Origin of the sequence: Xanthobacter agilis, from assembly GCF_021730435.1 — a bacterium.
Classification (GTDB): Bacteria; Pseudomonadota; Alphaproteobacteria; order Rhizobiales; family Xanthobacteraceae; genus Xanthobacter; species Xanthobacter agilis.
In genome coordinates this window covers 206,996-225,961 of sequence record NZ_JABWGX010000004.1, presented here as the reverse complement: position 1 = coordinate 225,961, position 18,966 = coordinate 206,996, and the positions used below count along the sequence as shown (strand labels likewise).

The window sequence follows — 18,966 nt, the reverse complement described above, 5'->3', positions numbered from 1 at the left end:
TCACAAGTGTTCCGCCGGCACCGGCTTGCCGAACAGCCAGCCTTGGCCGACCGCCCTGGGGAAGAGCTCGAGAATGCGCGCGGCCTGCTCAGGCTCCTCCACGCCCTCGGCCACAAGCTCGACATTCAAGCTCCGCGCGGTTGCGCAAATGGTGTCGACAATAGCGGAGCTGGCCGCTGCCTTGCCGATGGCTTTCGTGAACATCTTGTCCATCTTGATGCCATTGATGGGCAAGCGGGCGAGATAGGCGAGGTTGGAATAGCCGGTGCCGAAGTCGTCGATGAAGAATTTGTAGCCACGCCGCCGCAGCGTCTCGACCGCCTCGCGCAGGCGGTCATGCTCGGCCGTCGAGCGCTCGGTCAGCTCGATCACGACGCGCGCCGGGGAAATACCCAGACGCGAGACCTCGCCGTCAAGGTAGGTCAGGAGCCTGTCGTCCAGCAAATCGGTGACGGCGAAGTTGATATGGACATCGAACGCCTCGTCTCCCGTCAGCCGCCCGCGCATCTGCGTCAGGGTCAGGCTGATAACCTTGCGGGTGACCACGCCGATAAAGCCTTTCTCCTCCGCGATGGCGATGAAGATGTCCGGCGGTATGGGCCGGCCCCGGTCGTCGGTCAGCCGGGCCAGGGCCTCCACTCCGACCATCCGTCGATCGCTCAGGCGCACCAGCGGCTGATAGGCCATGGTGAGGCGCCCAAGGGACACCGCCCGCCGGATCTGCTGCGGCAACGACGCGAGCACGCGCCGGCGCTGCACCAGCACCATGCCGACACACCCCGCAGTCACCGCCCCCGCGGCGCCGATACCGAGCCAGATGGGCGCCGGCTGACGCAGGATGTTGACGTTTGAAAGGGCCGCCACGACACAGATGTCGAATGTCCCCGCGCATGAGACGGCCGTGATCCGGGGGCCGAACTCAAACCCCGGCTGAGCCGCCGTCAGTCGCGCCCCCAGCCCGCGCGTGTCGCCGAAAGCCCGGAAGACATGGCGCCCATCGTGGGTGACCACCAATGCCGCGAGGGTCCCGTCCGATCCTTCAAAGGGCTTGAACGCGCTGGGTGAGGTGAACACGATGACCGAGCCGCGACGGGCCATGTCAACGACCAGACGCGGATCAAGAGGGCTGCGGGCATTGGCCCAAAGCTCGGTGCCGCTCGTCTGGCGTCGAATAGGTTCCGGCAACGCGACCGAATTGGACAGTTGCCCCCAGCCCGCCGAGCACAGGATGCGGTTGCCGACGGTCCGCCCGATATCGCTGAGGTATTCGTTCAAGAACAGCTCATAGCGCATGTTCCCGAGGTCCGAGGCGGAACAGATCTCCGCCCCGCTCCGATCTATGACGGCGATGGTGTCGATGCCGGCGCGCGCGACGGCGACGGAGCGATCAAGAACCTTGTCAAGATAGGCCGCCAGCTGCGGCCAGGAGAGTTCCAGCAGCGTGACTTGCCCGATCGCGAGGAACAAAATGCAGCCCACTGCGGCAAACGCCAGAATGGTGACGCGATCCGCCCACGTGGTCCGCATTTGGCCCATGGCCGCAGCTCCCTCTGCGATCGACGCCCGCCTCCGCTTCGCGCCGCGTCTGATCTGACAAGCGCGGAACGATCCGGATCTGTCCTCACCTGGGCGTCCCCCGCCAACCCGCCAGATGGTGGCCCCAGAACTCCCAAGTAGCACTAAAGTACCAACACGCGCCAGTTGCCGCCCTCAGATCACTCGGCCACCGACCAGTGCAGCGGGAAGGTCGGATCGAACACCGTGAGCGGACCGGCTTCGGTCGCGATCTTGCGCGGATAGTCCACCGCCTCGCCCTTGGTGAGGGTGATGCGCGCATCGTTCGGCGGCAGCCGATAAAACGCCGGGCCGTTGAGCGAGATGAAGGCTTCCAGCCGGTCCAGCGCCCCGTCCTGCTCGAACACCTCGGTCACCGCCGAAAGGGCGTTGGTGGCTGTGTAGCAGCCGGCGCAGCCGCAGGCGCTTTCCTTGGCCGGGTCGAGATGGGGCGCACTGTCGGTCCCCAAGAAGAAATGGCTGTCGCCCGAGGTGGCGGCGGCGCGCACCGCGAGGCGGTGCTCCTCGCGCTTGGCCACTGGCAGGCAATAATAATGGGGCTTGATGCCACCCACCAGGATGTGGTTGCGGTTGATGATGAGGTGCTGCACCGTGATGGTGGCGGCGATGTCGTCCCCGCCCTGGCGCACATAATCGGCGCCCTCGCGGGTGGTGATGTGCTCCAGCACCACCTTGAGGCCCGGCGTGCGGCGGCGCAGGGGCTCCAGCACCCGCTCGATGAACACCGCCTCGCGGTCGAAGATATCCACCGCCGGATCGGTCACCTCCCCATGCACGCACAGCGGCAGGCCGATCTCGGCCATGGTGTCGAACACCTTCTGCACCTTGGAGAAGTCCCGCACGCCCGAGGCCGAATTGGTGGTCGCGCCGGCCGGATAGAGCTTGACCGCATGGATGATGCCCGCGGCCTTGGCGGCCTTGAGGTCGGCGGGATCGGTCTCCTCGCAGAGATAGACGGTCATGAGGGGGGTGAAATCCATGCCCGCCGGCACCGCCGCAAGAATCCGCTCACGATAGGCGGCGGCCTGGGCGCCCGTCGCCACCGGCGGCACCAGGTTCGGCATCACGATGGCGCGGGCGAAATGGCGCGCCGTCTCCCGCACCACCGCGTTCAGCACCGCCCCGTCGCGCAGGTGCAGATGCCAGTCGTCGGGACGGCGAAGAGTGAGCGTGCGGGCGGAAGCGTCGGCCATGATCGGTCCCTCGAGAACTTGGGCGCTTGGGAGTGGGGCGCTTGGGAGTGGGGCACTTGCGGGCGCGCCGGACGCGCTCGCCTTCAGCGCGGAAATCGCCACGGACGGCAGCACAACGCAAGCCCCCTTAACGCAAGCCCCCTTGCGGCCGCGTCCCCGCCAAGTCTCAGCGGATCATGAAGCCGATGACGATCGCATTGGCAATGTCGATGAAAAAGGCCGAGACCAGGGGCAGGATGATGAAGGCGGTGGGCGCCGGACCATGGGTCTTGGTCACGGCGGTCATGTTGGCGATGGCGGTGGGCGTGGCGCCAAGGCTGATGCCGGTGAAGCCGGCCGAGATCACCGCCGCCTGATAGCTCCCGCCCATGGCCGGAAACACCACGAACAGGATGTAGGCCACCGCCACCACGGTCTGAAGTCCCAGCACCACCGCCAGCATCGGCCCGATGCCGCCCAGGGTCCAGAGCTGCATGCTCATGAGCGACATGGCGAGGAAGATCTTGAGCGACAGGTCGGAGATGAGGGCGAGGGCCGAAGTCCGCGCCGGCCAGGCGACGCCCCAGGCGCCGCGACCCAATATCGCCGGCACGGTGTTGGTGACGATGATGGCCACCAGCAGGCACACCACGAACATGGGCAGCTTGATGCCGGTCATCTCCACCACGTCCTCCAGGCCATAGGCGATGAGGATGACCATGTTGAGCACCAGGAGCACGCTCAGGATGTTGTCGTAGGTGACCTTGCCGGCCTCCGGACCCACATCGTCCTCGGGCAGGCCCACCATGGGCGCCAGGATCTCGTCGGAACGCAGCTTGAAGCGATTGATGAGGACGCCCGCCACCGGCCCGCCCACCACGCTTGCCAGCACGAGGCCCAGGGTGGCGCTGGCGATCCCCACTTCGAGTGCGTTGGTCAGGCCGAACCGCTCGGAAATGAGCGGTGCCCACGCGATGGTGGTGCCGTGGCCGCCGATGAGCGACACCGAGCCGAGCAGCGGCCCCATCCCCTCCGGTAGCCCCACGACCGCGCTTGCGCCCACGGCCACCCCATTTTGCACCCCGAGATACACCACCGTGAGCCCGAGCAGGATGGCGAGCGGCTTGCCGCCTGTCACAAGATCGGCGAGGCGCGCGTTGAGGCCGATGCCCGTGAAGAAATACAGCAGCAGCATGTCCCGCGCGGCGAGATCGAAGGAGATGGCGAGCCCGAACACCCGATAGGCGACAAGCGTGCAGGTGGCCGCGAGCAGGCCGCCCGTCACCGCCTCCGGAATGTTCCAGCGACGCAGCGGCGCGATCACGCTGTTGAGCCCCGCGCCCACGAAATAGACCAGGATGGCGATGGTGAAGGTGAGCAGGCCCTGGGCCTCGTAGGTCGCCGGCATGTGTCTCCAGATGGGTTTTGCAGCAAGGCCCGGACAAAAGCACAATCCGGCAAATTTCTCACCCCGCCAGCGACGCCGCCGGCACAATTTCCCGTTGCCGCGTCACACGAGCCTTCAATCGTTCTCGCGACGATGGGTGACGTGGTTGGTCATCGCGAGCACCGCATAGCCGCAGATGAAGATGATGTTGGCGACGGCGAGCCACTTCACCTGCGCCTCGCTCACGCTCGTCTCCAGCTTCATCAACGCCTTGAGCAGCGTGATGCCGGCGATGGCCATCATGGATGGCGAACAGCTTCTGCTTGAGGCCGGAAAAACTCACCCGCCGCCTCCACAGCGGCCAGCCCTCGGCATGGCGGCGGTCGATCTTGCCAACGAAATTCTCGTAGCCCGAGCAGATGATGATGACGAGCAGCCCGCCCACCAGCGTCAGGTCGATGAGCGAGAGCAGCGCCATCGGCACCTCGGTCTCGCTAGCGGTGGGCAGGCGCCACAGGAACGCCCACAGCTGCAGGCAGAACGCCAACACCAGGGGCCGGTGCGAACGCAGAACGCGCTAGAAGCTGCCCACCATCGTGCCCAGCGCGATCACCACCACAAGCGCCAGCAGCGCGCTGACGATGGCGGCCATGACGATGTCGAGGTAGCCGTCCTTGTGGGTCACCCCGCACACGGACAGCAAGGTCACGACCGCACCATTGTGGGGCAGGCTGTCGAGGGTGCCGGAACCGATCACCGCCACGCGATGCATCAGCGCCGGGTCCATGCCGATCTCCTGGGCGATCGTCATGTAGGTGGGCCCCAGCGCGTCGAGCGCGATGGTCAGGCCACCCGAGGCCGAGCCGGTGAGCGCCGCCAGGATGTTGGTGGCCACCGCCAGCGACACCAGCGGCCCCCCTTCGATGCCCAGCACCCAGTTGCGCACATCCTCGAACGCCGGGGTCGCGGCGACGATGGCGCCGAAGCCGACCAGGCTCGCCACCGACAATATGGGCAGCACCGAGGCGTGGGCACCGGCCGCCATGGTGGCACGCAGCACCGGCACCGAGCGGAAGTTGATGGCGATCACCGTGACGATGGCCGCGATCAGCGCCGTGATGACCGACCACACGCCGCCCACCGCCGCCAGCGTCACCCCGCCCCAGCGCTCTTCGGCCAGGAACGACACGTCGAGCCGCGGCAGGATGAGGAACGACATCAAGAGGTTGACGGCCACCACGACGATGATGGGCAGGGCCGCGAGCATAATCGACGGGCCGTCCTTGCTCCCCTCGCTGTGCTCGATCTCGGCCGGGTCGAAGGCCCCGGAGGTGGTGGCGCGCTCGCGCACGATGGGGTCTTCCGCCGCCTTCTCCACGCTTTCGGCGGGGTCGAGCGCGAGGCCGCCGAACCCCTCGCCCCTGGCGCGCGCCTTGGCTTCCGCCCGCTTGAGCCACCACAGGCCGAACCCCAGCATCACCGCCGAGGCGATGAGGCCCAGCCCGGGCGCGGCGAACGGCGTGGTGCCGAAGAAGGGCATGGGGATGGCATTGTTGATGGACGGCGTGCCGGGCATGGCCGACATGGTGAAGGTGGTGGTGCCGAGCGCCACCGCCGCCGGCATCAGCCGCCGCGGCAATTGGGCGGCGCGGAACAGCTCCACCGCCATGGGCACCAGCACGAAGAAGGCGACGAACAGGCTGACGCCGCCATAGGTGACGATGGCGCCCGCCAGCACCACCGCCAGCACCGCCCGCTCGGCCCCGAGCTTCCGCGTCATGAAGCGGGCGATGGAGGTGACCGAGCCGGAATCCTCCATCAGCTTGCCGAACACCGCCCCGAGCAGGAACAGCGGGAAGAATTGCGACACGAACTGCGCCGCGTTCGGCATGAAGGTCTGGGTCCAGCTCGCGAGCAGGGGCTCGCCCGCGAACGCCGCCACCAGCAACCCCGCCAGCGGGGCGATGATGAGGATGGAGGAGCCCTTGAAGGCGAAATAGATGAGGACGGCGAGGCCGACCAGGATGCCGAGAAGGCCCATGCTCACAGCTCCGCCAGCAGTTTCTCGAAATCGACGGTGGAGGCCTTGCCGATATCGTGACCGTGCTCGGCGAGGAACACCTCGGCCGCCTTGCGCCCCTCGTCCTTGAGCCAGCTCAAGAACTCCCACTCGGCATTAAGCTTGGAGGAAAAGCCGAGGTCGTTCATCACCGGGTTGCGCACCACGTGGACCCGCATGCGGGCCCAGTCGCAAGCCTCGCTGTCACCGGAAAGCTGGCTCGCGTGGCGCTGCAGCAGCGCCATCATGTAAAGCTCCTTCACCGCCACCGAATTGAACGACACCTCGTTCAGGCGGTTGAGGATCTCGGTGGGTGTCTTGGGCGTGCCCGGCCGCTCCAGCGGATTGATGGGGATGAGGATGGTGTCGTCGCTCTTCAGCTCTCCCACCAGCGGCGCCAGCGTCGGATTGCCGGAATAGCCGCCGTCCCAATAGGCTTCGCCGTCGATCTCCACCGCCTGGAACAGGGTCGGCAGGCAGGCCGAGGCCATCAGCACCTCGGGGGTGATGTCGGCGTTGCGGAACACCTTGGGGCGGCCGGTGCGCACGTTGGTCGCGGTGATGAAGACCTTGATGGGCGATGTGCGCAGCCGCTCGAAATCGATCTGCTTTTCGAGAATGGGGGCCAGCGCGTTCCGGCCGAGCGGATTGTACTGATAGGGCGAGAACACGCGCGTCATCAGGTCCATGAACAGGAAGCCCGGCGCCGAATCCAGCGACCAGCGGCCCATGGCCTTGTCCCACGGCGTGCGCCGGAACGGGCTGAAGCGCGCCTCCTCCGAGACATGGCGCCAATAGCCCTCCAGCGCCGCTTTCGCGCCCTCGCGGCCCCCGGCGGCGAAGCCGTCCGCCAGCACCGCGGCGTTCATGGCGCCGGCGGACGTGCCCGACACGCCCTCGATGTCGAGCCAGCTTTCCTCAAGAAGGCGATCCAGCACGCCCCAGGTGAAGGCGCCGTGGGAGCCTCCGCCCTGCAGGGCGAAGTCCACCAGCACAGGTTCCCGTTCCATCCGCGACCCCTCTTCGCAATCCGCGGCCGCCGGCCGGGCGAGGCGGACCCCGGCCGGCGCGGCGGACCTCAATTCCGTCCCCTGCCGACCGTCAGGCCGCCAGGGCCTGTCCCGCTTGCGCCTGCGCCGCCGGCTCGGGCGGCGTGTCCGGTCCGAACCACGCCACATAAAGCGCGGGCAGGAAGATGAGCGTCAGCAACGTGCCCACCAGGAGGCCGCCCATGATGGCGAATGCCATGGGTCCCCAGAACACGGTCGGCGCGATGGGGATCATGCCCAGCACGGTCGAGACCGCCGTGAGCATGATCGGCCGGAAGCGGGCCGAAGAGGCCGCGATCACCGCGTCCCACACCCTCTTGCCCGCCGCCCGGTCCGCCTCGATCTGGCCGATGAGGATGACCGCGTTCTTGGTGATCATGCCAATCAGGGCGAGCACGCCGAGGATCGCCACGAAGCCGAGCGGCCGCCCGGACAGCAGCAGCGCCCCCACCACGCCGATCAGCCCCAGCGGCGCCACCGACAGCACGATGACGAGCCGCTGGAAGCTCTTGAGCTCGAACATGAGCACCGTGAACATGATAAGCAGCATCACCGGCACCACCGCCATCACCGAGGCGAGCGAGGCCGCGCTTTCCTCCACCGTGCCGCCCACCGCGATGGCATAGCCGGGCGGCAGGGTCTTGCGCAGGGCCTCGATCTTCGACCCGAGGGCCTCCACCACCGTCTCCGGCAGCACGCCGGGCTTCACGTCGGCCTGCACCGTCAGGGTCGGCACCCGGTCGCGCCGCCAGATCACCGGGTATTCCTGGTCGAACTGGAAGCTGGCGATCTGGCTCAGGGGCACCGTGCGCCCGCTCGGCAACGGCACCTGGAGGCTCGCCAGCGTGTCGAGGGACACCCGCTCCTCGTCGGTGGCGCGGGCCACCACGTTGACGAGGTAGATGTCGTCGCGCACCTGGGTCACCGGCGCCCCGTTCAGCACCGTGTTGAGCACATGGGCGAGCTGGGCCGTGGAGAGACCAAGCAGGCGCGCCTCATCCTGGTTCACGGCGATGCGCACCTGCCGGGCCGGCTCGATCCAGTCGTAATTGACCTTCACCGCATCCGGGTTGGAGGCCACCGCCGCCGCCAGATCGAAGGCGATGGCGCGAACCTTCTCGATGTTGGGACCCGACACCCGATATTGCACCGGCCAGCCGACCGGCGGACCGAGCTCCAGCGGCGCGATACGGGAGACGAGCTGCGGGAAGTCCTCGGCCAGCACCTTCTCCAGCTTCTTGCGCAACCGGTCGCGCGCCGCCACGTCCCGCGCCACGATCACGGTCTGGGCGAAGAAATCGTTGGGCAATTGCACGTCGAGCGGCAGGTAGAAGCGGATGGCGCCGCGCCCCACATAGGTCGACCAGCGCGCCACGTCCGGGTCGCCCCCGAGCACCGTGTCGAACGCCTCCGCCACGGTCTCGCTGGCATAAATGGAGGCGTTCTGCGGCGAGGCGAGGTCCACCAGCAGTTCCGGCCGGTCGGACGAGGGAAAGAACTGCCGCGGGATCAGCGGCAGCGCCAGCACCGAGAGCACGAACAGGCCAAGGGTGACGGCCACCGTCGCCCACCGCATCTTCAGGCACAGGACCAGGAACGCGCGATACAGGCCGAGCACGCCCTTGGGCGGCGCGTCCGGGTCCGGCACGCTCTCCTTCGGCGGCGCCTTCAGGATCGCCACCTGCATCAGCGGCGTGAACAGCACCGCCACGATCCACGACACCAGGAGCGCGATGGTGACCACCGCGAACAGGGTGAAAGTGTATTCGCCCGCCGACGAGGCGGCAAATCCCACCGGCACGAAGCCAGCCACCGTCACCAGCGTGCCCGCCAGCATGGCCGCGGCATAAGCCTTGAAGGCGTAGGACGCGGCCGTCGCCTTGTCGTCGCCGGCGGCGAGCCGGGTCAGGGTGGCGTCGGTGGTGGTCATGGCGTCGTCCACCATCAGCGCAAGGGCGATGATGAGGGCGCCGAGCGAGATCCGCTGCATGTCGATGTGCGCGAGCTGCATCAGCGCGAACACCACCGCCAGCGTGAGCGGAATGGCGAGCGCCACGATCGCCCCGGCCCGCACGCCGAGCGCGATGAACGACACCACCAGGATGATGGCGATGGCCTGCCACAGGCTCTCCATGAACTCGGCGATGGCGGTGTTCACCGTCACCGCCTGGTCGGCCACAAGGTGCGCCTCGATGCCGATGGGCAGGTTGGCGATCAGCCGGTTCATGCGGGCATCGATGGCCCGGCCCATGGCGAGGATGTCGCCGCCGTCCCGCATGGCGATGGCAAGACCGATGGCGGGCTTGCCGTTCACCCGGAACATGGGCTGGGGCGGGTCCGCGAAGCCGCGCCGGATGGTGGCGATGTCGGCGAGGCGGATCAGGCGCCCCTGCACCACGAAATTGACGTTGGCGATGTCCGCTTCCGAGCCGAAGGCGCCGGAGACGCGCACCGACATGTTCTCGGCGCTGGTCTGGATCTCGCCCGCCGGCTGCACGATATTCTGCCGCTGCAACGCCGCCAGCACCGCCGAACGGTCGATGCCGAGGCTGGCCAGCTCGCGCATGGAAAATTCGAGGAAGATGCGCTCGTCCTGGGCGCCCAGGATCTCGATCTTGGACACGTCGGGCACGTGCAGCAGCTCGGAGCGGATATCTTCCACATGGTCGCGCAGCTCGCGCTGGGTGAAGCCGTCCGCGGTGAAGCCGTAGATGATGCCGAAAGTGTCGCCGAACTCGTCGTTGAAGAACGGGCCAACGATGCCCTGGGGCAGGGTGTGGCGGATGTCGCCCACGCTCTTGCGCACATGGTACCAGAGGTCCGGCACCTCGGCGGCGGTGGCCGAGCCCTTCAGATGCACGAAGATCGTGGTGGCGCCGGCCCTGGTATAACTCTCGAGGTAATCGAGCTTCGGCACGTCCTGGAGCTTGCGCTCCAGGCGCTCGGCCACCTGGCTGAACGTCTCCTCGATCGTCGCGCCCGGCCAATTGGCCTGCACCACCATGGTCTTGATGACGAAGGTCGGGTCCTCGGCGCGCCCGAGGCCCTTGAAGGCCATGGCCCCGGCCACCACCGCGATCGCCATCAGATAGAGGATGACCGAGCGGTGCTTCAGCGCCCAGGCGGAGAGATTGAAGCCCTTCACAGCCTCGCCCCCGCGCCGGAGGCACCGAGCAGGCGCACCCTCTGCCCCGGATGCAGCGCCTGCACGCCGGCGGTGACGACGATCTCGTCCGGCTTCAGCCCCTCGGCCACCGCGACCGTGGCGGGCGTGAAGCGCAGCACCTCCACGTTGCGCAGGCTCACCGTGTGGGCCTTGGGGTCCACCACCCACACCGCCGGCTTGTCGTTGAGGCGCGTCAGCGCGCTCGCGGGCACCTCGATCACCGGGCCGCGATCCACCACCACGCGACCGGTCACGGTGGTGCCGAGCCGCATGGCCGCGGGCGGATCGATGAGGCCGACGCGCACGCGGAAGGTGCGCGTGACCGGATCGGCCTGGGGCGACACCTCGCGCACGCGGCCCATGGCGGTCACCGCCGGATCGCTGGTGAGGCTGACCTGAACCTCCGGATCACCCGTGGTCGAGCCCAGCACCTGGGCCGGCACCTCGAACACGGCGTCGCGGCCGTCCTGGCGCGCCACCTGGATCACGGTCTGCCCCGCCTGCACCACCTCGCCCGGCTCCGCCCGGCGTTGGGTGACGACGCCGGCGGTGTCGGCCTTCAGCTCGGTATAGCCGAGGCGATCCTCGGCGATCTGGAGCTGGGCCTGCGCATCCTCCACCTGGGAGCGGGCGTTCAGAAAGGCCTGCTCGGCCTGCTCATACTGGGCGCGCGGCGTGAAGCCGCGGGCGAGCAGCTGGCGCTGGCGCTCATACTGGTTGCGGGTCTGGGTGAGGCTCGCGGTGGCGGCCGACACGGCGGCCTGGGCCGAACGCACCGCATTCTGTTCGTTCTGCGGATCGAGCCGCGCCATCACCTGGCCCGGCTTGACCTGGTCGCCCACATTCACGAGGCGCTCGACGACCCGCCCGCCGATGCGGAAACCATAGGAGGCCTCGTTCTCCGCCTCCACATGGCCGGTGAGGGAAAAGGCCTCGCCCGCCGCCCGATTGGTGGTGACGATGGTGCGCACCGGCCGGATCTCCGGCGCGACCTCGGTCTTGTCCTCGCCGCATGCCGACAGGCCGAGCGCCACGAGGCCGAGCGCGGCCAGCCGCGCCAGCCGGCCCGTGTGGAGCCCCCACAGGCTGAACGTGTCCATTGATCCCCATCCCGTCATCTGCGCACCCACGAATGTCCCCCTCCGACCGCGCGGTACTTCACGACCACTCGACGCCGGTGCCTCTGGCATATTCCGGAAACGGAACCTGACATGGGGACCGCACGCAATCCATCTTCAACGAAACCCGGATCGAGCATAGCAATAACGAGCTTAACTCTTCCAATAGCGCCGTTTTTGCATCGCAGCAACACGAAAAGACATCCCACCGCACCGGTCCCCAAGCCGAAAGTCGCACCGTTCTTGCCGCTCGACTTTCGATTCCATGTGAAATTATTCCATATTGGCGATGGCCGTCTGAGAAAAACGGAAACCGATCCAATGAAAAACGTAAACTGACGCCCCCAAATCGCCGCCGGAATCCCCCCGCCGGAAAAGAGGCCAAGCCTCCACCACACCATCAACTGCGGCTCGATGGGCTCATGGGATGTAAAAGAGCCCACGATCTACGAGTGCGACAGGGGCTCGAACCCTCCACATCGGCAAAAATGCATGTAAACCGTACAAAATCGGCACATGGGAGAGCATACGCATCGCCCGTTTAAGCATTCCACATCGTCCGTCATGGCGCCACGACCATGGCATCGACCTGGAAAAACTCCAGCGACAGCCCCGTTGTTCAGGCCACGGCCCACGCCGCCCCGGGGGGTGACCGAGCGGTTTGCACCCGGACGGATCCGGGCGATACGCCAGCCGCTCGTGGTGCTGCCGCTCAACAAACAGCAACCGCTGCGGTTAAGATCGACCGTCGGTCCGACTCGCCGGGCACGGCAGCGCCTGCGCGGCGCAAACGAACTCCACATGGCGCCCCGTGGCGCCCCAGGGTGGCCGAAGGCGGAAAGGGCAGGAACATGGGTCGGATCACGGTCGGGGACGTCGAGCTGGCCTGGCGCGAATGGGGCGAGGGCGAGGTCACGGTCCTGTTCATCCATGGCAATCTCGCCAGCAAGGACTGGATCGAGCTGGCCGCGCCCCATTTCCCGCGGGGGGTGCGCACCCTCGCCGTGGATTGGCGCGGCTGCGGCGACAGCGACAAGCCAACGCCCCTGCCCTGCTTTTCCAATTATTCCATCGCCCAGCACGCGGACGACATGCTCGGCGCCCTCGACGCCCTGGGCGTGTCCTTCTGCCATCTGGCCACCCACTCCGCCGGCGGCATCATCGCCACCCGCATGCTGCTGAAGCAGCCGGACCGGTTCGGGCGGGTGTTCTCACTCTCTCCGGTGGGTCCGCAGAGCGTCGACTTCCCGCCGGAGAAGGCCGCCTATTTCGATCAGATGAAGAAAAGCAAGCCGCTCACCCGGCAGATCATGGCCGCCACCTGCATGAGCCTGTTCGAGCCGGAAAGCTTCGCCAAGGGGCCGGTGCGGTTCAAGCCGGGGGTGGGGGCCCGCGGCGCTCTGTTCGACCGCATCGTGGACCAGACCTTCGCCGTCTCGGACGGCATCTGGTACGGCACCCCGGTAACCCTCACCAAGGAAGCCCAGAGCGGCGAACTGAAGGCGCGCATGGGGGAAATCCGCCACCCCCACCTCATCGCCTGGGGCACCATGGACATGGTGATCCAGGAGGCGGACCTGCGGCTGATGGCCGATGCCATGCCGGACTGCCGGTTCGTGGCGGTGCCCGGCGTCAGCCATTCCATGAACGTGGAGGCGCCGGAGCTTTATGCCGGCTTCTTCGGGGCCTGGCTCGGCGGGCTGGCGTTCTGAGGCGCCCGCTCCGCTGCCCGCTCCACTGCCCGCTCTGCCGCGCGCTCACCCGCGCGCGGGGGCGTCACGGTGCCGAATGCGGCGGAAACGCCACGCCCGCCATCACGTAGCCCAGCACAAGCGCCAGCAGCACCAGCGCGAGCGCGGCGGTGGACCACCGCCGCAGCAGCGTGTCGAGCAGCACCGCGCCATCCCGAACGTGCTGGTACAGCCGCGCCAGGGGCGCCGCCGCCACCAGGATGTCGCCGGCGGGCACCTCCACGAATTTCGGCGGCTTTTGATAGATCAGCGCCGCCACCCCAAGGCCGAGCGCCACCGGCCACAGGCCCTTGATAAGGGTGTCGAGGCTGAACAGCAGGGCAAGGGACGTGCCCGTCACCGCTGTGAACAGCGCGAACGGCAGCCCCACCGCCGCCGCGCTCAGCACCGCCCACGGCACGCGCAGGCCCGGCGCCACCGATCCGCCGGTCGCCGTGGCCCCGGCGCCGACATCCGCCAGCAACAGAACATAACGCGCCATCAGCACCGTGGTGCCGACGGCGGAGAGGGCGAGAAGCAGCCCGGCCAGCCCGTCCCCCACCGGCTCCTTCACCGCGAACTTCGCCAGCGCGCCGCCGGTGAAGGGCAGCCCCGCGAGGCTGAGGCCCAGCACCGCCGCCACCACGAGGACCGGAACCAACCGCCGGCGCGGGCATGCCGCCGCCACCCCCACCGTGAGAAACATCGCCCCTTTCAGCAGCATGTGGTTGAAGCCGTAGAACGCGGCCAGGACCGGCACCGTGGCGTCGCCGGTCTTCAGCCCCACCCCGAGCACAGCCGCCACGACGCCCATCTGACTGACCGTGGAATAGGCGAGCACCCTCTTGGGGTGGCGCTGGGTGAGGCCGATGGCCACCCCGTAGAAGGCGGTGAACAAGCCCGCCGCCAGCAGCCCGGCGCCCCAATCGAACCATGGGGTGCCGGCCGGCAGGAAGCGGATGAGCCCGATCAGCCCCGCCTTCACCACGATGCCCGACAGCACCGCCGAGCCCGGCACCGGCGCCACCGCATGGGCGAGCGGCATCCAGACATGGAGCGGAAACAGGCCCATCTTCATGCCGAAGCCCACCAGCAACAGCGCCAGGATGGCACCCCGCCAAGGCGAGGCGGGCAGGCCCGCGACCGCATCGCGGATCAGGGGATTGGGCTCGGTGACGCTGGCCGCGAGCATCACGAAGGCGGCGATCAGCAGCGCCTCGCCGAACACGGTGAGCGCCAGATAGACCCGGCCGGCCCGGCGCGCCGCGACGGTGTCGTCATGGGTGGCGAGGCCAAAGGCGGAAAAGCTCACCAGCGCATAGGCGAGGTAGAAGCTCGCCACGTCCGCCACCAGGAATACCGCGAACGAGCCGGCGAGGGTCAGCAGCCACCACACCGAGAATGCGCCCCGCGCCGGGTCGCTTCTCAGATAGCAGACGGCATAGGCGCCCGCGGCCAGCCACAGCAGCGCGGCGCCGCCCAGCAGCACGGCGCCCGGCAGGTCCAGGGCGAAGGTGAGCCGGAACGGCGACGGCACCACCAGCACCGATTGCCCCAGCGGGACCGCTACGGCGGCCAGCAGCCCCGGCAGCGGCGCAACCAGGAGCAGCACGTCGACCCGCCGCCGCACGAACGGCTTGATAGCGGCAAGGGCGAGCACCAGCGGCACCAGAACCGCGGCCAGCAGCATCAGATCGCTCGCGCTCAGGCCCGCCATCACGGCACCATCCCCGCCCAGCTCGCCGGGCGGCCAATGAAGAGGAAGTGCGACGGCTCCAGCGGCACGAAGCCGAAGCCCACCGCCACCAGCGCCAGGGCCAGGGCCACCCATTCCCGCCAATGCGCCACCGGCTGCGCCACCAGCGGCTCGGCCGGGCGCTGCAGCGCCAGCACCACCACCTTCAGCACATAGCCGCCCGCCAGCAGCCCGCCGAGCAGGATCACCGCCGCGATCCACCACGCGCCGAGATGAACCGCCGCGCTCAGCAGCATCACCTTGGCCACGAACCCGCCGGCCGGCGGCAGGCCCATGAGCGAGAGCCCGCCGAGGCCGAACGCGAACAGGCTCACCGGCACCACCCGCCCCACCCCGGACAGGCCCGCGATGCGGTCATGGCCCAGCGCCTCGGCGATCAGCCCGGCCGCCATGAACATGGCCGCCTTGGAAAAGGCATGGGAGGCGAGGTGCAGCGCCCCGCCGGTCCAGGCCAGCGCGCTCCAGGGGCTCGACGCCGCCGCCAGAGGAAACATGAGGAACAGGTAGCCGATCTGCGCCGCCGTGGAATAGGCGATCAGCAGCTTCAGCCGTGGCTGCGCCAAGGCGACGAGGCTGCACACCACGATCGCCGCCGCGCCGAGCCCGGCCAGCATCGGCGCCACCGCCACCGCCAGGGTGGAGGGGGCAAGGTCCAGCCAGAACCGCACCAGCAGGAAGATGGGGGCCTTGATGACCACCGCCGAGAGCAGGGCGCTCGCCGCCGGCGGCGCACCCGAATGGGCCGGCGGAAGCCACAGGTGCAGGGGGAAAAGGGCCGCCTTCGCCATCATGCCGGCGGTCATCAGGGCCAGCGCCAGCACGAAACCGGGGCTGGCGGTCGCTTCGCGCGCCACCAGGATAATGTCGAGCGTGCCGTAAAGCCCGTAGATGACCACCACCCCGAGCAGATAGAGCAGCGAGCCGAACAAGGCGAACAGCAGGTAGCGCAGCGCCGCCTCCACCTGGGCAAGCTTGCCCTCCAGGCAGACCAGGGGCACCGCCGCGAAGGTCAGCAGTTCCAGCGCCACATAGAGCGTGAACAGGTCTTCGGCCAGGAACACAAGGTTCAGCGCGCTGAAGACGCTCGCGAGCAGCATCCAGAACGCCGGCGGCATGCGCTCGCCCCCGGCCCTCGAACGGCCGGGCGTGGTCATCGCGAACAGGCCGGTGGCCAACAGCACCGCCGCCGTCATCACCAGCATGAAGGCGGAGAAGCCATCCGCCCGCAGCCCCACGCCCAGCGGCGGGCGCCAGCCGCCGATGAAGCTCGCGGCCGCGGCGCCGGAGCGCCCCACCCCGCCGGCGATGGCGAGGGCCACGAGCAGCGACAGCCCCAGCACGACCACCGTCGCGCGCTCCGCGATCCGCGACGGCGCCAGGAACAGCACCGGCACAGCGAACAGCGGCAGGATCACCGCCACCACCAGCAGCGCATCCGCGGAGGCGAAAAGGACTGCGCCGCTCACGCGTCACCCCCCGGCTGGACCCGGCCCTTGGTCCCTTCCGCCTGGGCACCCGCCACCTTGGCGGGCGCGGCGCCGGGCCGCGCCCGCAGCGCCGCGAGGCGTTTCAGCAGTGCCACCGCGAGCGCGGTGGCGGAGAAGGCCACCACGATGCCGGTGATGACCAGGGCCTGCGGCACCGGATCGGCGGCGAAGCCCGCCCCCGCCCCGCGCCGCGCCACCGCGCCGAACACCAGGAACACGCCACCGCCCAGGAGGTTGAAGGCGAGGATGCGCGCCAGCGCGTCCCGCCCCACCATCAGGCCATAGACGCCGACCGCCGAAAGCGCCGCGCCCAGAAGGCCGAACAAGACCGGCGCGCTCATGCCTTCCTCCCCATCGGCGGCCCCAGCACCAGCAGCGCCAGGGTCACGGCGATGGACACGGTGATGGCCACCTCCACCGCGATGATGACGGTTTTTTCGAAACCCTCCGGATAATCAAGGAAGGCGCCGGCCAGGAACCAGCCGGCGATGCCCACGCCGAGGAAGGCGAACGGCCCCGCGAGCACGGCAAGCCTTAGCCCCGCGCCGCCGATGGCAGGCACGGGGCTAAGCCCCGCCATCATCGCCATGAGGGCCATGGCCGCGAGCACCGCCCCGCCCTGGAACGCGCCGCCCGGCACATCGGCCCCCGCCCAGAACATGTAGATGCCCACCAGGGCACCGATGGGAACCAGCACCCGCGCCAGGAAATCCAGCGCACCCGAAGGCGGCGCCGGCCACAACGGAGCCGGCGCGCGGCGCCAATGTCGATCCGGCGACAGCGACCACACCCCGATCAGGGCGACCAGCAGCACCATCGTTTCCAAAAGCGTATCGAGGGCGCGAAACACCAGCAGCACACCCGTGACCGGGTTGCCGAGGTCGGTCGCGGGCAAGGCGCGCACCACATCGGGCGCCAGGCTTGGCGCCGGGTCCGGCAGCAGCAGCACCACCACCGCGAGGGCGGCGAACACCACGAGGCCCACCATCCCGGCGCACAGATGATAGAGCAGCCCCACCTCCCGCTCACGGGTGAGCGGCGCATCGGCCGCCGCCTGCAACAGCACCAGGCCTGTGATGCCGCTGCCCACCGCCACCTCGGTGAGCGCGACATCCACCGCCGCGAGCCGCACCCAGATCAGCCCCAGCAGCAGCCCGACCCCCATGAAGGCCACCACCCGCGCGAATCCGTCGCCCCCGGCGGCAACGCGTACGGCGGCCGCAAGGACCAGGAGCGCCAGGATCGCATCGAGCAACAGGCTCACGGCGCGGGTTCCTCCCCGTGGGCGGAGCGATCGGGGGCAGCCGGGTCCGCCGTCATGGCGGCGTGATAGGCCACGTCGCCCATCAGCTGCGAGACCGCGCCGGAGGACAGTTGCACCAGCAGCCAGATGGCGACCATCTTGACCGCCTCCAGCCCCCCGCCCGCGACCACGGCCTGGGGCACAAGGCCCAGCACCAGCAACCCGAGGCCGATGTTGTCCGCCTTGGTGAGGGCGTGCAGCCGGGCGAGCGGATCGGGCAGGCGCAGCAGCCCCACGGTGCCGACGATGAAAAACAGCAGCCCGGCGGCGACCAGCACCACGGTGAAGATATCGAGGACGAGGGTCATGGCGCGCCCCTCCCCTCCGGCCCGCGTCCCCGGCCGCGCAGCGCGAATGCGCGGAACGCCGCCACCGCGCACGCGGCGAGCACCGCCAGCACCAGCGCCACATCCAGCACCGCCGCATCCTGCTGAGCAATGGCCAGCAGCAGCAGCACGGCGATGGCGCAGGTGCCGAGCAGTTGCAGCGCCATCATCCGGCCCACGGCACCGCTGCGCCACACCCCCAGGAGGCCAGTGGCGGCGATCAGCAGGAGAACGCCGGCCGCCGCGACAAGAAAATCAGCCACGCCGGTCCCCCTCCCCATGCGCCGCCTCGCCCTGCCCCAAGGCGTCGAGAAACACGACCAGATCCGCGTCGAGCGCCTCCAGCACCGGCCCGTCGAGATCGAGCGCATGCAGTAGCAGCGCATCGGCCTCTTCCCCCACCGGCAGGGAACCGGGCTGAAGACTGATGGTCGCGGCGAATGCCTGCCGGGCAAGCCCCGGCGGCAGACCACACTCCACCGCCAGCATCCCCGGCGCCAGCGGCAGCGCGGGATCCATCACGTGCCGCGCCACATCGATGCCAGACGCGAACGAGCGGCGCACGAAATGCAGCACGAAGACCCCGAGCGCGGTCACACGCCTCCGGCCCGCCGCCGGCGGCAACAGACGCAGGCTGATCGGTGCCACCACGACGCTCGTCGCCAGGCCGGCGACGAGATCCACCAGGCCCACACGACCGAGCGCCACCCAGGCCAGAAAGAACCAAAGGCTGCGCACCGCATGCTGCATGGGGGTGGGGCGGCGCCGCACCCACGGGCCGGGACCATCGCCGGTCATCGCCGCCGTCATGCCGCGCGCCCGGTGGCCGGCGCCGCCC

At 68.9% G+C, this 18,966-nt stretch carries 16 protein-coding genes and 1 pseudogene; 1 reads left to right on the top strand and 16 read right to left on the bottom strand.

Annotated elements, in window-relative coordinates; translation table 11 throughout:
- From HUW53_RS04525 to HUW53_RS04485, 9 genes and pseudogenes are all read right to left on the bottom strand, one after another.
- Complete coding sequence (locus HUW53_RS04525) at positions 1-1,536, bottom strand: EAL domain-containing protein (protein ID WP_237344548.1); 1,536 nt, start codon at positions 1,534-1,536, stop codon at positions 1-3.
- A 179-nt stretch (positions 1,537-1,715) separates the two neighbouring features.
- Positions 1,716-2,768: a dihydroorotase gene (gene pyrC, locus HUW53_RS04520; RefSeq protein ID WP_237344547.1), complete on the bottom strand. Its 1,053-nt coding sequence runs from the start codon at positions 2,766-2,768 to the stop codon at positions 1,716-1,718.
- Positions 2,769-2,934: 166 nt separating this feature from the next.
- Entirely contained in the window at positions 2,935-4,155 is a 1,221-nt protein-coding gene (gltS, locus tag HUW53_RS04515) for a sodium/glutamate symporter (protein WP_237344546.1), read from the bottom strand.
- Between the two features lie 114 nt (positions 4,156-4,269).
- Complete coding sequence (locus tag HUW53_RS04510; RefSeq protein ID WP_237344584.1) at positions 4,270-4,437, bottom strand: hypothetical protein; 168 nt, start codon at positions 4,435-4,437, stop codon at positions 4,270-4,272.
- Positions 4,438-4,501: 64 nt separating this feature from the next.
- Positions 4,502-4,684 (bottom strand): annotated as a pseudogene (locus HUW53_RS04505) (YqhA family protein); the annotation flags it as partial.
- Positions 4,685-4,711: 27 nt separating this feature from the next.
- Positions 4,712-6,175, bottom strand: a complete 1,464-nt coding sequence (locus HUW53_RS04500) for a GntP family permease (protein WP_237344545.1) — start codon at positions 6,173-6,175, stop codon at positions 4,712-4,714.
- 2 nt (positions 6,176-6,177) lie between these two features.
- Positions 6,178-7,203, bottom strand: coding sequence for a patatin-like phospholipase family protein (locus HUW53_RS04495; protein WP_237344544.1), 1,026 nt, complete (start codon positions 7,201-7,203; stop codon positions 6,178-6,180).
- Positions 7,204-7,294: 91 nt separating this feature from the next.
- The gene (locus HUW53_RS04490) at positions 7,295-10,387 is read right to left on the bottom strand and encodes an efflux RND transporter permease subunit (RefSeq protein WP_307500186.1); all 3,093 of its coding nucleotides are present in this window, start codon (positions 10,385-10,387) and stop codon (positions 7,295-7,297) included.
- On the bottom strand, positions 10,384-11,508 hold the full coding sequence (locus HUW53_RS04485; RefSeq protein ID WP_237344543.1) for an efflux RND transporter periplasmic adaptor subunit: 1,125 nt from the start codon (positions 11,506-11,508) through the stop codon (positions 10,384-10,386). The genes HUW53_RS04490 and HUW53_RS04485 overlap by 4 nt, the downstream gene beginning before the upstream one ends.
- A gap of 869 nt (positions 11,509-12,377) precedes the next feature.
- Here HUW53_RS04485 and HUW53_RS04480 point away from each other — a divergent pair.
- A complete protein-coding gene (locus HUW53_RS04480) occupies positions 12,378-13,238 on the top strand; it encodes an alpha/beta fold hydrolase (RefSeq protein WP_237344542.1) in 861 nt (286 codons plus the stop codon).
- Positions 13,239-13,302: 64 nt separating this feature from the next.
- Here HUW53_RS04480 and HUW53_RS04475 read toward each other — a convergent pair whose 3' ends face one another.
- The 7 genes from HUW53_RS04475 to HUW53_RS04445 are packed head-to-tail and all read right to left on the bottom strand — an operon-like array spanning position 13,303 to position 18,938.
- Positions 13,303-14,973, bottom strand: a complete 1,671-nt coding sequence (locus HUW53_RS04475; RefSeq protein WP_237344541.1) for a complex I subunit 5 family protein — start codon at positions 14,971-14,973, stop codon at positions 13,303-13,305.
- Positions 14,973-16,478, bottom strand: a complete 1,506-nt coding sequence (locus HUW53_RS04470; protein ID WP_237344540.1) for a complex I subunit 5 family protein — start codon at positions 16,476-16,478, stop codon at positions 14,973-14,975. The genes HUW53_RS04475 and HUW53_RS04470 overlap by 1 nt, the downstream gene beginning before the upstream one ends.
- Positions 16,475-16,840, bottom strand: a complete 366-nt coding sequence (locus HUW53_RS04465; protein WP_237344539.1) for an NADH-quinone oxidoreductase subunit K — start codon at positions 16,838-16,840, stop codon at positions 16,475-16,477. The genes HUW53_RS04470 and HUW53_RS04465 overlap by 4 nt, the downstream gene beginning before the upstream one ends.
- On the bottom strand, positions 16,837-17,763 hold the full coding sequence (locus tag HUW53_RS04460; protein WP_237344538.1) for an MnhB domain-containing protein: 927 nt from the start codon (positions 17,761-17,763) through the stop codon (positions 16,837-16,839). The genes HUW53_RS04465 and HUW53_RS04460 overlap by 4 nt, the downstream gene beginning before the upstream one ends.
- Positions 17,760-18,110 carry a cation:proton antiporter gene (locus tag HUW53_RS04455; RefSeq protein ID WP_237344537.1) on the bottom strand — a complete coding sequence of 117 codons (351 nt, stop codon included), beginning with the start codon at positions 18,108-18,110 and terminating at the stop codon, positions 17,760-17,762. Before HUW53_RS04455 ends, HUW53_RS04460 begins: the two co-directional genes overlap by 4 nt.
- Positions 18,107-18,391, bottom strand: coding sequence for a monovalent cation/H+ antiporter complex subunit F (locus HUW53_RS04450; protein WP_237344536.1), 285 nt, complete (start codon positions 18,389-18,391; stop codon positions 18,107-18,109). The genes HUW53_RS04455 and HUW53_RS04450 overlap by 4 nt, the downstream gene beginning before the upstream one ends.
- Positions 18,384-18,938: a Na+/H+ antiporter subunit E gene (locus HUW53_RS04445; RefSeq protein WP_237344535.1), complete on the bottom strand. Its 555-nt coding sequence runs from the start codon at positions 18,936-18,938 to the stop codon at positions 18,384-18,386. Before HUW53_RS04445 ends, HUW53_RS04450 begins: the two co-directional genes overlap by 8 nt.
- Positions 18,939-18,966: the final 28 nt, after the last annotated feature.

Bases quoted from the DNA above. Each gene is read 5' to 3' on its own strand.
- HUW53_RS04525 (WP_237344548.1), bottom strand. From the start codon at position 1,536: ATGGGCCAAATGCGGACCACGTGGGCGGATCGCGTCACCATTCTGGCG.
- pyrC (WP_237344547.1), bottom strand. From the start codon at position 2,768: ATGGCCGACGCTTCCGCCCGCACGCTCACTCTTCGCCGTCCCGACGAC.
- gltS (WP_237344546.1), bottom strand. From the start codon at position 4,155: ATGCCGGCGACCTACGAGGCCCAGGGCCTGCTCACCTTCACCATCGCC.
- HUW53_RS04510 (WP_237344584.1), bottom strand. From the start codon at position 4,437: ATGATGGCCATCGCCGGCATCACGCTGCTCAAGGCGTTGATGAAGCTG.
- HUW53_RS04500 (WP_237344545.1), bottom strand. From the start codon at position 6,175: ATGGGCCTTCTCGGCATCCTGGTCGGCCTCGCCGTCCTCATCTATTTC.
- HUW53_RS04495 (WP_237344544.1), bottom strand. From the start codon at position 7,203: ATGGAACGGGAACCTGTGCTGGTGGACTTCGCCCTGCAGGGCGGAGGC.
- HUW53_RS04485 (WP_237344543.1), bottom strand. From the start codon at position 11,508: ATGGACACGTTCAGCCTGTGGGGGCTCCACACGGGCCGGCTGGCGCGG.
- HUW53_RS04480 (WP_237344542.1), top strand. From the start codon at position 12,378: ATGGGTCGGATCACGGTCGGGGACGTCGAGCTGGCCTGGCGCGAATGG.
- HUW53_RS04475 (WP_237344541.1), bottom strand. From the start codon at position 14,973: ATGGCGGGCCTGAGCGCGAGCGATCTGATGCTGCTGGCCGCGGTTCTG.
- HUW53_RS04465 (WP_237344539.1), bottom strand. From the start codon at position 16,840: ATGAGCGCGCCGGTCTTGTTCGGCCTTCTGGGCGCGGCGCTTTCGGCG.
- HUW53_RS04455 (WP_237344537.1), bottom strand. From the start codon at position 18,110: ATGACCCTCGTCCTCGATATCTTCACCGTGGTGCTGGTCGCCGCCGGG.
- HUW53_RS04445 (WP_237344535.1), bottom strand. From the start codon at position 18,938: ATGACGGCGGCGATGACCGGCGATGGTCCCGGCCCGTGGGTGCGGCGC.